The organism is Pedobacter sp. MC2016-24, from assembly GCF_015223055.1.
GTDB lineage: Bacteria > Bacteroidota > Bacteroidia > Sphingobacteriales > Sphingobacteriaceae > Pedobacter.
Genome location: NZ_JADFBX010000018.1, coordinates 107,598 through 121,327, shown reverse-complemented (window position 1 = coordinate 121,327; position 13,730 = coordinate 107,598). Strand labels below are relative to the sequence as shown.

Sequence of the window (13,730 nt, the reverse complement as noted above, 5' to 3'; positions counted from 1 at the left end):
GCAGTTTTCAGCTTTATCGCTCCATTTCCATAACAATTTCGGTTTATGTTAAAATATGCTAAAACTTCATCCCTGAAGGCAATAAAACCGTATAATTGTATTTAGACATTGTATAAAATTTTTAGGATGAGATTTAAAGGGATATTGCTTTTTGTTGGTTACGTTTTTTGGTGTACAGGTGCTTTCGCGCAAAGTAAGGACATTAAACTTCCTGCAAATTGGTTCAATTTAGATTTGGTACAGGATGGATATTTTGGAATCAGTACCGAAAAGGCCTATAAAGAGTTGTTACAGAACAAGAAACCTAAAGAAAAAATTATTGTAGCTGTAATAGACGGTGGGGTAGACACCAATCATGAGGATCTGAAAGACGTGATCTGGACGAATAAGAAAGAAATTCCAGGCAATGGGATAGACGATGACGGCAATGGCTATATTGATGATGTACATGGCTGGAATTTTATTGGCTCTAAAAATGGAAACCTTGCCTATGACAATTTGGAATTGGTGCGAATTTTAAGAAAGTATCAGCCTAAATACAGATCTACAATTCGATCTACTGTTTTAGACAGCACAGAAAAGGAAGAATTTGCACTTTATACCAGGGCAAATGCTGAATTTGGAAAAAAATATGATGAGGCACACCAAACATTTGCTATTGTGGCGATGATCAATAAATTACTGGACTCAGTAGCACAGATCAACCATAAGACCATCCCTTCTTTGGAGGATATGGAAAGATATAAAGCAGACAATGAGGATGAGGAGCAATATCTAAAGATTATCAGGAAGGGATCAAGAGAAAGTGGCAGTATGGAGAAGTTCCATAAGGAAATGAAAGACGCCTATAAGCAATATGATGTGATGTTAAGGTATAACTTAAACCCTAAGTATGACGAGCGTGCTACGCTGGTTGGTGATGATTATACCAATTCTGGTGAACGGATATATGGGAATAAGGATGTCACTGGTCCTAATGCAGATCACGGCACGCATGTTTCTGGTATAATTGCTGCGAACAGGGATAATCATATTGGAATCATGGGAGTGGCCGGTAATGTACAGATTATGGCAATCCGGGTGGTTCCGGAAGGTGATGAGCGGGATAAAGACGTAGCGAACGGGATCCGGTATGCAGTTGATAATGGCGCACGTGTCATCAACATGAGTTTCGGTAAAGGGTTTAAATGGGATAAAGAAACTGTAGATGAGGCCGTAAAATACGCTGAGAAAAAAGGGGTATTATTGGTTCATGCAGCCGGGAATGATAACCAGAATAACGATGAGACGGAGAACTATCCGAATAAATTTTATGAAGGTCCTGAAGCGATAGCTTACCGTAAGGACCGTAAAAAGAATGCGGTGAAACCAGTTCCTTTTAAACCCAGTTTGAATCAAATGGGCATGGGAAGGGGAATGAGTCCGGTGATTCCAAAGGTTGTAACAGATACGCTGAAGTTTAAATTGCCTCATGCCGGCAACTGGATCGAAGTAGGAGCCAGTGCTTATAAGAATGACGCGAGTTTAAAAGCCTCGTTTTCTAATTATGGAAAGCATACTGTAGATGTGTTTGCACCTGGCTTTATGATCAAATCGACTGTGCCAGACTCAAAGTATGAAGAGTTTGACGGTACGAGTATGGCTGCTCCGGTGGTGTCCGGACTTTCTGCGTTGATATTGAGTTATTATCCTCAATTGAAACCAAACGAGGTGAGAGAGATCATCATGAAATCTGTGACACCCGTTCTGCAGAAGGTACGGTATACCAATGAGCGCGGTGAGAGTACAAGAGCTGCTTTCAACGAGCTTTGTGTAAGCGGTGGTATTGTCAATGCTTATGAGGCGTTAAAACTAGCCGCCTTATATTCACAAAAATAGCGATCAGGCTTCTTTGGTAAACCTGATGTGTTTTTGTATGGATTCCTGATGATGTTTGTCGATCTTCTGCTGCACGTCTTCGAAGTTAAAGTCTTTATTGGTTCCACAATCGAGCATGTGCATGTTGATGGTCGGTTTGGTGCTTTCAAAGTATTCTATGATGTTGGAGGTCCACAATAGCTGACAATCGCATGCTACTTTGGATAGTATTTTTGTGAATCCTTTTTTTAACAGGATGTTTCGTACGTGTTGCGACTCGAGCTCACCCTGGGGATAAAACAAAAAGGCATTTCCAGGAGTGCTGAGCAGTTCTGCAGCATAGTTGAGGCTTTCGACCATACTTCTGGAGTCGGGTTCAATCGAAAAACTTCCAAGCCACATCAACCATTTATTTTTAAGTAATTGCTGTTTCAAAGACATCGCGTAGAATCCTTTTATGGGGGTGGCTTTATCCAGGCCATAGATCCATATATAAGTCGCAAAAACGCCATCCAGGAAGCTGAAATGATTACTCATCAATAAATACGAATGGTTGGGCTTTAAATCTGCCATGAAGAGCACCATTTTGTTAAATCGTCTTTTGTGGAACCAAATGGTGATCTTACAAATTAGCTTGACAATGGGAGTCGGAAATGGTTTTCTTTTTAGGATCATAATTTCGAATAAAGGGATTCTGCGAGGTTATGGTTTACCATATCGTGGTTTTCATCCAGACTGATGTATTCTGTTTTACTAAGGCTGTCCATTATTGTTCTTGCAATGGATGGTGGGAAAAGTTTGTCTCTTGTTCCAAATATAAAGTAATTTTTTACACCGGCGCTATTCAGTATTTTGGCAAGCTCTTTTTGACTGAACCGGAGATTCCTGATGTAAGTTAAACTGGCGAACATCATGAAACGAAGTTCCGGAGTGGCAATTTCTTTGTGCAATACATCGTGTATCGTCTGATCAAATAAACGCATACGTTGAGCAAATTTCAGTATACTTTCCGCTACACTTTTTTTGAGCAGCAGCCAGCTGAAAAGTTGGTTTCCAAATCTGTTCCGGGTAAGAAATTCCAGAATTACCGGGGGCTTAAGGAACATTGGAGCAATGACTATCCATTCGTCGATTTGCGGGGCCATTTGCGATGCAATTGCAGCAGCGTAGTGAGAGCCCATTGAGTACCCGATTACCGAAAATCTGCTTAACTGCTCTTTTTCCAGAAAAGCGAAGATAATTTGACAGAGCTCATCGGAGGTAATTCCTTTTTTGACCCTTTCGATATGATTTTCTTTCAATAAAGTTTGTTCATGAAAGAAGAGATCGAAGCTGTAAAACGTATAACGATGCCCCATGACAGGTTCCAGAGGCAGGAATTGTCGCCCATGCATACCATAACCATGAAAACACAACATAGGCTGGGGCCCATCTCCAAACTTATAATAGCTGAGTTTTACTAAATCGTGCTCAAAGTAATGGTGTGTCATTATAGGGAATAGTTGTCTGCACAAAGTTAGTACAAATAAAGCAAAACCATAAGGACACTATTGGTTGCCTTAATTTGGCTTTTTAGAAAAGTAGGTTTGCGGCTTTTTCGGAATGATCACGTTCAAATTGTAAAAGCCACTTCTTTTTATCAACCCCGGCCGCATAGCCTGTCATGCTACCATTGCTGCCAATTACGCGATGGCAGGGGATGATGATCGCAAGCCTGTTCCTGCCATTTGTTGAAGCGATGGCACGGATGGCCTTAGGATTTTTCATGCGTAAGGCCTGCTCTTTATAGGAACAGGTTGTGCCGTAAGGAATTTCCTGTAAGCTTTTCCACACGGTTTGCGCAAATTCATTTCCCGGGGTATGCAGTTTAACCTGAAATATTTTCAGTTTACCTTCAAAGTATTGATTGAGTTCATGCTCCAATTGATCTAAATGTTCATTTCTTCCAGGAACCATTTCTGCCTGGAGCAGACTTTTCAAGGTTTTAATTTCCTGTTCCAGTCGGATTCGGTTGCCAAATTCAAGAATGCATATTCCTTCTGTTGTGGCCCCGGCGATCATAGGGCCCAATGGTGTTGAAATTTCTATGGTGAATATGATACTTTTTTCGACTGGTTGTATGGCTTTTTCTGTGCTCATCGGGATGAATTTACTTCAAAATTAAGGAATGTCTGGAGATAAAACCACCCGGTTCTTGCGGAGTGGATTCGGAAACCAGGGTTTTGAATAATAATTTTTGAGATACGTGATTTATTTAGACTGATTCTTGTTAATTTAGCGCCATGTTCTTCCGGTGCTATCCGGTAGAAAATACACATAAAACAAAAATATCTCTTGTCGATTGGCTGGACAAAGAATTAATAATATGATGAATAATTTTTATAAAATCTGCTTGGTTTTAGCCCTGCTAATTTCGAAACCGTTTTCTTCTTCCGCTCAGACCTCAAAATATAAATGCATGGTACAGATGTCTAATTACATGGGAGAGGGTGCTTATATTGTAGTTTCTTTAGTCGACAGTAAAGGTGCTTATGAAAAAACTTTATATGTGATGGGCTCAGATAAGAAGTGGTACAAGAACTTGAAGGAATGGCATAAGTTTTATAGTAAGAAACCAACCAATATTAGCGCGATTACCGGAGCGTCTGTTAGTGGTGGCGACCGCAGTGTGACTGTGCTCGAAATTGAAGATGCAAAGATTAACAAGGGATATACCCTGCGCTTTGAAACTTCTGTAGAGGATAAAATTTATAATGTGAAAGATTTGGAAATTCCTTTAACTACGGAAGGTTTATCTGCTAAGACTGAAGGTAAAGGTTATATTCGTTATGTTCGGTTTAGTCCAAATTAAATAAATTCATTTCATGACCATTTCAGTCTGGAGATATAGCCACTTGGCGTTGGCAGTGTCTTCCTTTCTTTTTATTGCCCTTGCTTCAGTTACTGGTATCATTTTATCTTTTCAACCGGTAACAGAAAAAATCCAACCCTATAATACGGGGAATATCGACCAGCTTAATTTGGCACAGGTACTTCCGGTGTTAAAAGATAATTTTACCGACATCAGTGAACTGAGTGTAGATGCCAATCAATTTGTTCTAGTTAACGGCACAGGTAAAGATGGTAAATCCGGGCAATATTATGTCAATCCGGAAACTGGAAAGCCATTGGCTCGAGTTGCTGAAAAGAATGCATTTTTTCAATGGGTGACCACTTTGCACCGTTCATTGTTTTTACATGAAACGGGACGTTTTTTTGTGGGACTGACTTCTTCCTTACTTTTGCTGATCGCAATTTCAGGCACCATTCTGATTGTTCAGCGTCAACGGAGCTTCAAGCGCTTTTTTGCGAAAATCGCGAGGGATAATTTTGCACAGTACTATCATGTGGTATTGGGACGCTTGTTATTGGTGCCAATTTTAATTATCGCAATTACCGGGACTTTCTTGTCGCTAAAAAGATTTGACTGGATTAAGGAAAAAAAGCTGGTTCATCAGATAGATTTTGATAAACTTAGGTCAAAACCCGTGCTTAAGCTAGCAGACTTTAAGGTATTCAATCAAATATCTTTATCAGCAGTACAATCCATCGATTTTCCTTTTTCTGAAGATGTTGAGGATTATTTTCTGCTGAAATTATCTGATAGGGAAATGACTATAAATCAGCTTACAGGAGATGTGCTTACTGAAAAAACTTATGATCGGGCAACGTTGTGGAATAACTTAAGTCTTGATCTGCATACAGGGCGTACCCATGTAATCTGGGCCCTGGTATTGGCTGTCGCAGCTGGAAATATCCTTTTCTTTATTTATTCGGGGTTTGTAATGACCCTAAGGCGGCGTGCCAGCCGGGTTAAAAATAAATGGAATGCCGACGCATGTGAGTTTATCCTGTTGGTGGGTTCAGAGAACGGGGCAACTTTCAGTTTTGCAAGTTCGATATATCAGCAATTGATTAAAAACGGAAAAACGGCTTATCTGACTGAACTGAATAACTATCAGGCTTTTTCTAAGGCTAAACATTTTTTGGTGTTTACCGCTACATACGGTTTGGGCGAGGCACCTGCAAATGCGACAAAGGTTAAGCAATTGATCACTGAAATTGAACAACCCAATGCCATAGATTTTTCTGTAGTCGGCTTTGGTTCCCATGCTTATCCCGACTTCTGTAAGTTTGCCCATGAGCTAAACAATCTCTTGTCGCAGCAACCATGGGCAAGCCCTTTACTGGAAATTCATACGGTTAATGACAAGTCGCCCGTGGAATTTAGCAACTGGGCCAATACCTGGTCGCAAAAGCATGATCTACAACTTACACTATTACCCAATGTCATTGATCAGCGCCCTATTCGGATGAAAACATTTACGGTAGTGGAGAAAACAAAATCTGTTCAGGATGAGGCGGCATTTTTAATCCGGTTAAGCAGCAAAAGCAATCGTGGATTTACTTCGGGTGATTTGCTGGCCATTTATCCGGCCAATGATCATCGCGAACGATTGTATTCTATAGGTAAGGTGAATGGTGGGATACAATTGAGCGTTAAGTTGCACCCTGGTGGTTTAGGATCTGAGTACTTACATCATATGGGCGTGGGGGAAACGCTGCAAGCAGGTATTGTATCCAATAGACATTTTCATTTCCCCAAGCAAGGAAAGACTGTGATCATGATTTCGAACGGTACGGGTATCGCACCATTTTTAGGCATGCTGGATCAAAATACAAAAGGCAGAGCATGCCATTTATACTGTGGTTTCAGGTCGAAGAAGTCTTTTGAATTATATGAAGCGCAGATTCTGGAAAATACGGAAGCTAAGAAGCTTAGTCGGATATCTGTTGCTTATTCCCGTGAGGGTGAGCGGCAATATGTAAAGGATTTGCTTGCCAGAGATGCTGATTTTATTTACAGTACGCTTCAGGGAGGTGGTGTCATCATGATCTGTGGAGCGCTGGCTATGCAGAACAATGTAATTTCCCTGCTGGATGAGTTGTGTCAGCAAAATGAAAATAGGGGTATTAGCCATTATCAATCCAGCGGGCAAATATTAATGGATTGTTATTGATTACTTGGGACGGTTCGCTTGCCAGGATTTTATTGTTTTTTTGCTTAGGTTATCTGAGGAGATGAATTTTCCGGTATCTGTGAACAGGATGCATCTAAATTCAGGAAAGTTTTTAAGGAGTTTTAATCCGGCTTCCTGGCCGAGCACCATTATGGTGGTGCTAAATCCGTTAGCCATTTCGGCACTTGGACCAATAACAGTTACACTACATAAACCTGTTGCCGGATATCCTGTAACGGGATTAATGATGTGTGAATACCTGGTACCATTGAAAATAACGAATTTTTCATAGCTGCCCGAGGTCACTATAGCCGAATTGACGGGCAGTGGAACCAGTGCGAAAAATTTGTCCTTATGAAAAGGATTGGTGATTGCGACAGACCAGTTTTTCCCGTCAGGTTGTTTTCCCCAGGTACTCATATCGCCGGAGCCATTTACAATGCCAGCTGGAATGCCCTTTTTGATCATCACTGCCCTGCATTGATCTGCAGCGTATCCCTCACCGAGTGCACCAAAGCCAATTTTCATGCCTTTTCTTTCCAGATAAATTGTGCCGTTCAGGCTATCAAGAATGATGTGCTTGTATCCGATTTTTTCTACTGATCTTTTAATTTGTTCTGGACCGGGCATTTCGGTCATAGAGCCATCAAACTTCCAGATCCTGTCCATTGCGGCAAAACTGACGTCAAATGCGCCATGGCTGATTTTCGATAAATGCAGTGCGCGTTTGGTCAGTTCAAATACTTCTTTATCCACCTTTACCGGTCGTATTCCCGCATTTTCATTCACTTCTGAGATTTGGGAATCTGACTTCCAATCAGAGATCAGGTTTTCAATCCTGCTGATTTCTGCAATTACAGTATCAATACACTGCTCCGCCGTCAGGCTGTCCCTGGCTGATATGCTGATGTCAAAACGGCTTCCCATCAGTAAGGTTGTTCGTTTACGTAGTGTCTGGGCGCTACCTGAAATGGTTAAAAAAAGGGCTAAAACAGGTAAAATCGCTTTCAAACAAATGGGTTTTAATGGACAAAAATACATAGAATTCCGGACCTGATGTTTCCTTTTGTTTAAGCAATCATCAGATTTCTTCATGCGCTGTTCCAGCTGTCTCAACTCAGTTAAATAGAGACAGATTGAGGAAATTATGATACAAAATTGTAGAGCGATCTTAACCTAAAAATCCAATATTTGATTTCTGTTAAAACAATCGGTTCTTTTTTGTTTGGCAGTATTAACCAAATTAAACGTTATGAACAAAATTCTCTCCGGCATACTGTTTCTTATGTTAGGTTATGGCTCTTTAAATGCACAGCAGCAAAAATGGGCGCTAATCAGAGATAAGATCGTGACGCCATGGGCAGAAAAAGTTGATCCTAAAGCTACATTGCCGGATTATCCCCGACCTCAATTGGTACGAACTCAAAACTGGAAAAATCTTAACGGATTATGGAGCTATGCCATTGTTCCAAAAACTCAAAATGAGCCAGTTGTTTATCAAGGTAATATTCTTGTCCCTTTTGCCGTAGAGTCGGCGCTCTCTGGTGTTGGAAAGCAAGTAGGAAAGGATCAGGTTTTGTGGTACAAAAATACAATTACGGTTCCTGTTACTATGCGTCATCAGGATGTACTCTTACATTTTGGTGCAGTAGACTGGCAGGCGGAAATTTTTGTAAATGGAAAAAGTGCCGGTAAACACGAAGGCGGTTTTGATCCTTTCACTTTTAACATCACAAACCTATTGAAAAAGGGTCCGGCTCAGGAAATCAAGGTCCGTGTCTGGGATCCTACAGATGATGGCCCTCAGCCCAGGGGTAAGCAGTTAAATAAGCCCCAAGGGATTTGGTATACACCTGTTACAGGGATCTGGCAAACGGTCTGGCTGGAAAGCGTTCCTAAAACTCATATTGTTTCTACCAGGCATACCCCGGATATTGATGCCCGGACGGTTGCCATATCTGCAAATGTAGCAGCTGCGCAGGCTGGAGATAAGCTCAAAATCATAGTCTTAGATGGTGAAAATATTGTTTTGGAAAAAGAAACAGGTATTGATGCGGAAGGTATACTTAAGATAACGAACCCAAAATTATGGTCGACCAAAACGCCTTTTTTATACGATCTTAAAATCGCATTGATTCGTGGCGGAAAAGTCATTGACGAAGTGGGAAGCTATTTTGCGATGCGTAAATCATCAATGGCTGCAGATGAGAATGGCATACAACGTATGTTGCTAAATAATGAATTTGTATTTCAGTACGGGCCATTGGACCAGGGATGGTGGCCGGACGGCCTATATACAGCCCCGACGGAGGAAGCTTTAATTTTTGACATCCTAAAAACCAAAGAAATGGGTTTTAACATGATTCGAAAACACATTAAAGTAGAACCCGCAAGATGGTATTATGCATGTGATAAACTGGGGATGCTGGTATGGCAGGATATGCCAAGCGGCGATCTTGGAAATCATTGGGAACCTAATCTGGGCATTATGGGCGGTACCGATAAAAACCGCAGTCCGGAATCGGAAGCCATTTACCGTAAAGAATGGAATAAAATTATGGAGGATCTTTATAACTTTCCTTCTATTGTCGTGTGGACACCTTTCAATGAGGCCTGGGGCCAGTTTAAAACGAAGGAAATAGCGGAATGGACAAAGAAAAAAGACCCTTCCCGACTGGTCAATAGTGCAAGCGGGGGCAATCATGTGATTACCGGAGACTTGGTCGACTTACATCATTATCCGGATCCCAAAATGCCAAGGCCAGATCTGTTTGGCGCCAGCCACGCCCTTGTTTTGGGTGAATACGGTGGTTTGGGATTGCCGGTTACAGGACATACCTGGAAGGATAAAGACAATTGGGGTTACCAGTCTTTCAAAACTGCCGACGCTTTATTTGATAAATATGCCTCATTTATCCATACGATGGAAGGCCTAATTAAAAGTGGTTTATCTGCTGCTGTATACACCCAGACAACGGATGTGGAGCAAGAAACCAATGGTCTGATGACCTATGACAGAATACTCAAGGTGCCTGCGCTGAAAATTAAAAGCATTAACGACAAACTATATCTGATTTCGGCCCCTTGATTTAAAAAGACACACAAATAAACCTGTTATATATCATGAAACAATTACTTTTTGCCGTCGGCTTGTCGGCCATGCTGGTCAGTGCCTCCGCTCAGGAACGCATTGCACCATCATATCCGCTGATCACGCACGATCCTTATTTCAGCATCTGGTCTGCCACCGACCAGTTGAACCAATCCGTAACCAAACACTGGACAGGCGCGGCCCAGGCATTAACCGGCATCATCAAAGTAGATGGTGTTGCCTATAACTTTTTAGGTGCAACAGAAAAGCCTTACATCGAGGTACTCCCAACATCAGACGATGCTGATTATAAGTTTAGCTATACTGAATCTGCGCCAGCAGCCAATTGGAAGAGCCTTGAATTTAATGCTACCGGATGGAAATCTGCTGCTGCTCCTTTTGGGGATGTTGATGCCGGTGCAACAACTGCCTGGACCAGCAAAGAACTCTGGGTAAGAAGAACGTTTGAACTGAGCAATCCGGTATTGAAAGACCTGACCTTAAAACTCAGTCACGACGATAATGTGGAGGTTTTTTTAAATGGTAACCTGATTTATAGCAAGATTGGCTGGACGAGTAATCATTTTTCCTATATTCCCATTAATGAAACTGGGTTGAAAAGTCTTAAAAAAGGCGAAAATGTATTGGCTGTTCACATTAAAAACACTGCCGGCGGGGCCTGGCTGGATGCTGGATTAATTTCCAGCGCAGCGGCGACAACAGGAATAGCGCTGGCACAGCAAAAAAGTGTAAAGATTACAGCTACGCAAACCAAGTATGATTTTACCGCGGGGGGAGTAGATCTGGCTTTAACTTTCAGTTCTCCATTGCTCATGGATGATTTGAATCTGGTTTCCAGACCAGTTTCCTATATCTCTTACGCCGTAAAGTCAAATGATAAGAAATTGCATCAGGTAGAAGTGCTTTTTAATGCCGCTACAAACATTGCATTGAATGCTACAGCACAGCGGATCAAGGTGGAGCCTGTAAAGGCAGCCGGATTATCTGTAATTCGGGCAGGGACTGTAGATCAACCTGTTCTGAAAAAGAAAGGTGACGATATCCGCATTGATTGGGGATATATGTATGTGGCTGTTCCGTCATCGGTTAAGGCTGTTCAGTATGTGGTTTCTTCAAAAACTGCAGTTGCTGATTTTGTCAAGTCCGATCAGATGGCTAAGCATCAAAGTGCTGTTGGAACCAAATTGTCGCTAAGTACGGTCCTTTCTTTTGGTCAGGTTGGTGCCAGCGCAAAACAGCAATTTGTAATGCTGGGCTATGACGATCTGGAATCGATTCAATATTTTGGAAAAAACTTAAAAGCCTTCTGGAACGCAGATGGATCCAAATCATTTGAAAGCGAACTGCTGAAGGCAGCGAATAGCTACACCCAGTTGATTAGAAAAAGTGATGATTTTGACGATGCCATGTACAAAAAGGCAGTGGAAGCTGGCGGTGAAAAATATGCCAGGCTTTGTGTTCTCGCTTACAGGCAAGCCATTTCTGCCCACAAACTGGTGAAAAGTCCAGAGGGCGAACTCCTCTTCATGTCTAAAGAAAACTTCAGTAACGGCTCTATCAATACTGTGGATGTGACTTATCCTTCAGCTCCTTTATTCCTGGTTTACAATCCCGAACTTTTAAAAGGGATGTTGAACGGGATTTTTCACTATAGTGAAAGTGGAAAATGGACCAAGCCCTTTGCAGCGCATGATCTGGGAACTTATCCAATAGCAAACGGACAGACTTATGGTGAAGATATGCCTGTAGAAGAGTCTGGAAACATGATTATTCTTACAGCGGCAATTGCCAGAGTTGAAGGCCATGCAGATTATGCAAAAAAACATTGGGAAACTTTAAGCATCTGGGCTGATTATCTCAGTAAATCAGGTTTTGATCCGGCCAACCAATTGTGTACAGACGATTTTGCAGGTCATCTTGCCCGCAATACCAATTTATCTGTTAAAGCTATTGTGGCATTGGGTAGCTATGCAATGCTGGCAGAAAAATTGGGCAAACAGGATATTGCTGTAAAATATAAGAATATGGCCAGGGAGATGGCTCAAAAATGGATTCAGATGGCTGATGCAGGAGATCATTTTGCACTAACATTTGATCATAAAGACACCTGGAGCCAGAAATACAACCTCGTTTGGGATAAAATATTGAATCTGGATATTTTCCCGAAAGCGGTTTATCAGAAGGAAATCAGTTTCTACCTCAACAAGCAGCAGAAGTTTGGTTTGCCATTGGACAGTCGCCGAACGTACACCAAATCTGACTGGATCATCTGGACTGCAACCCTTGCAGATAACCGATCTGATTTCAATAAACTGGTAGATCCGGTTTATCAGTTTGCTATAGAAACGACTGACCGCGTTCCCTTAAGCGACTGGCATGAAACAACCAATGGCAAACAAGCCGGATTCCAGGCACGTAGCGTTGTGGGCGGTTATGCCATTAAATTATTGGACTACATCCTAAATAACAGATAAATGGAAGGGCATTTAAAAAAGATAATTACACCTTTGTTTACAGGAAGCCTGCTTTTGGCAGCTTCCTGTAACTCAACGACGCAGAAAGAGGTAAAAGTGCAAGTACATGCTGATACCGTAAGCATTTCAGCAAAAGCTTTTGAAAAAAATATAGCTGGTAAAGCTGTGCATTTGTTTACGCTGAAAAATAGCAGCGGTTTAAAAGCAATGATCACCAACTTTGGGGGCCGTTTGGTTGGATTATTTGTGCCGGACAAAGCCGGTAATCCGGTAGATGTGGTTGCAGGTTTTGCAGCTATTGAAGGCTATCAGAAATCAACGGAGCCTTATTTTGGTGCTACCATTGGCCGTTATGGCAATCGGATTGCAAAAGGATTGTTCCATTTGGACGGCAAATCATATGCCTTGTTTACCAATAACGGACCAAATACTTTGCATGGCGGAAAAAAAGGTTATCAGGATGTGGTATGGGATGCCAAGCAAACTGATGGGCAGACCTTGGAACTGACTTACCTTTCAAAAGATATGGAAGAAGGTTTTCCAGGCAATCTACAGGTTAAAGTTACTTATGCCCTAACCAATGAAAATGCACTTAAAATCAGCTATGAAGCAGTGACCGATAAAAATACGGTGGTAAACCTGACCAACCATGCTTTTTTCAATCTCAATGGTGCTCAGAGTGGAAGTATCCTGAACCACCTGGTTAAAATCGATGCCGACCAATATACTCCTGTTGATTCTACGTTGATACCAACTGGTAAAATTGAGGAGGTAAAGGGTACACCTTTTGATTTTACACAAGCTAAAACCATAGGTAAAGCCATTAATACAGCCAATGTACAGTTGAAATATGGGAAAGGTTATGACCATAATTTCGTCCTGAATCCGCACAAAACGGATCAGGCTGTTGCCGTCGTTACCGGGGACCAAACTGGAATTGAAATGCATGTTTATACAGATCAACCCGGTCTGCAGTTTTACAGCGGGAATTTTATGCAGGGTAAAAATAGGATGAAAGGCCAGCATCAGGACGATTTTAGAACTGCATTTGCCCTGGAGACCCAGCATTTTCCAGATAGTCCCAATCAACCATCCTTTCCAACAACAATACTTAAACCCGGAGCAGTTTATCGTTCGGTATCCATTTATAAATTTTCAGTAGCCAAATAGAAAGCTGCAGGTTTCAAAGCATGTAATCGAAACAACAACGCAGCAGAAAAGAATACC

General features: G+C 41.7%; 10 protein-coding genes. 6 read left to right on the top strand and 4 right to left on the bottom strand.

The window, feature by feature from the left end:
- Positions 1–126 precede the first annotated feature (126 nt).
- Positions 127–1,878 carry a S8 family peptidase gene (locus tag IM797_RS25450; RefSeq protein ID WP_194130042.1) on the top strand — a complete coding sequence of 584 codons (1,752 nt, stop codon included), beginning with the start codon at positions 127–129 and terminating at the stop codon, positions 1,876–1,878.
- Between the two features lie 3 nt (positions 1,879–1,881).
- Here IM797_RS25450 and IM797_RS25445 read toward each other — a convergent pair whose 3' ends face one another.
- The 3 genes from IM797_RS25445 to IM797_RS25435 all read right to left on the bottom strand — a co-directional run bounded on the left by IM797_RS25445 (position 1,882) and on the right by IM797_RS25435 (position 3,996).
- Positions 1,882–2,430, bottom strand: a complete 549-nt coding sequence (locus IM797_RS25445; protein WP_228099122.1) for a 1-acyl-sn-glycerol-3-phosphate acyltransferase — start codon at positions 2,428–2,430, stop codon at positions 1,882–1,884.
- A gap of 98 nt (positions 2,431–2,528) precedes the next feature.
- A complete protein-coding gene (locus IM797_RS25440) occupies positions 2,529–3,347 on the bottom strand; it encodes an alpha/beta fold hydrolase (RefSeq protein WP_194130040.1) in 819 nt (272 codons plus the stop codon).
- Positions 3,348–3,429: 82 nt separating this feature from the next.
- Positions 3,430–3,996, bottom strand: coding sequence for a methylated-DNA--[protein]-cysteine S-methyltransferase (locus IM797_RS25435; RefSeq protein WP_194130039.1), 567 nt, complete (start codon positions 3,994–3,996; stop codon positions 3,430–3,432).
- Between the two features lie 226 nt (positions 3,997–4,222).
- On the opposite strand from IM797_RS25435, the gene IM797_RS25430 reads away from it, so the two are divergent.
- The gene (locus IM797_RS25430; RefSeq protein WP_370583125.1) at positions 4,223–4,708 is read left to right on the top strand and encodes a DUF2271 domain-containing protein; all 486 of its coding nucleotides are present in this window, start codon (positions 4,223–4,225) and stop codon (positions 4,706–4,708) included.
- A gap of 13 nt (positions 4,709–4,721) precedes the next feature.
- The gene (locus IM797_RS25425) at positions 4,722–6,917 is read left to right on the top strand and encodes a PepSY domain-containing protein (protein ID WP_194130038.1); all 2,196 of its coding nucleotides are present in this window, start codon (positions 4,722–4,724) and stop codon (positions 6,915–6,917) included.
- Here IM797_RS25425 and IM797_RS25420 read toward each other — a convergent pair whose 3' ends face one another.
- A complete protein-coding gene (locus tag IM797_RS25420; RefSeq protein ID WP_228099120.1) occupies positions 6,918–7,928 on the bottom strand; it encodes an FAD:protein FMN transferase in 1,011 nt (336 codons plus the stop codon).
- 241 nt (positions 7,929–8,169) lie between these two features.
- Between IM797_RS25420 and IM797_RS25415 the strand changes: the two genes are divergently transcribed.
- From IM797_RS25415 to IM797_RS25405, 3 genes are read left to right on the top strand one after another with little or no spacing between them, the layout of a single operon-like run.
- Entirely contained in the window at positions 8,170–10,005 is a 1,836-nt protein-coding gene (locus IM797_RS25415; RefSeq protein WP_194130037.1) for a glycoside hydrolase family 2 protein, read from the top strand.
- Between the two features lie 35 nt (positions 10,006–10,040).
- Positions 10,041–12,503, top strand: a complete 2,463-nt coding sequence (locus tag IM797_RS25410; protein ID WP_194130036.1) for a glutaminase family protein — start codon at positions 10,041–10,043, stop codon at positions 12,501–12,503.
- Positions 12,504–13,673 (top strand): aldose epimerase family protein, encoded by a 1,170-nt coding sequence (locus IM797_RS25405; protein ID WP_194130035.1) that lies wholly within the window; start codon positions 12,504–12,506, stop codon positions 13,671–13,673.
- Positions 13,674–13,730: the final 57 nt, after the last annotated feature.

Coding starts and splice junctions, on each gene's coding strand:
- IM797_RS25450 (WP_194130042.1), top strand. CDS start 127: ATGAGATTTAAAGGGATATTGCTTTTTGTTGGTTACGTTTTTTGGTGT.
- IM797_RS25445 (WP_228099122.1), bottom strand. CDS start 2,430: ATGGCAGATTTAAAGCCCAACCATTCGTATTTATTGATGAGTAATCAT.
- IM797_RS25440 (WP_194130040.1), bottom strand. CDS start 3,347: ATGACACACCATTACTTTGAGCACGATTTAGTAAAACTCAGCTATTAT.
- IM797_RS25435 (WP_194130039.1), bottom strand. CDS start 3,996: ATGAGCACAGAAAAAGCCATACAACCAGTCGAAAAAAGTATCATATTC.
- IM797_RS25430 (WP_370583125.1), top strand. CDS start 4,223: ATGATGAATAATTTTTATAAAATCTGCTTGGTTTTAGCCCTGCTAATT.
- IM797_RS25425 (WP_194130038.1), top strand. CDS start 4,722: ATGACCATTTCAGTCTGGAGATATAGCCACTTGGCGTTGGCAGTGTCT.
- IM797_RS25415 (WP_194130037.1), top strand. CDS start 8,170: ATGAACAAAATTCTCTCCGGCATACTGTTTCTTATGTTAGGTTATGGC.
- IM797_RS25410 (WP_194130036.1), top strand. CDS start 10,041: ATGAAACAATTACTTTTTGCCGTCGGCTTGTCGGCCATGCTGGTCAGT.
- IM797_RS25405 (WP_194130035.1), top strand. CDS start 12,504: ATGGAAGGGCATTTAAAAAAGATAATTACACCTTTGTTTACAGGAAGC.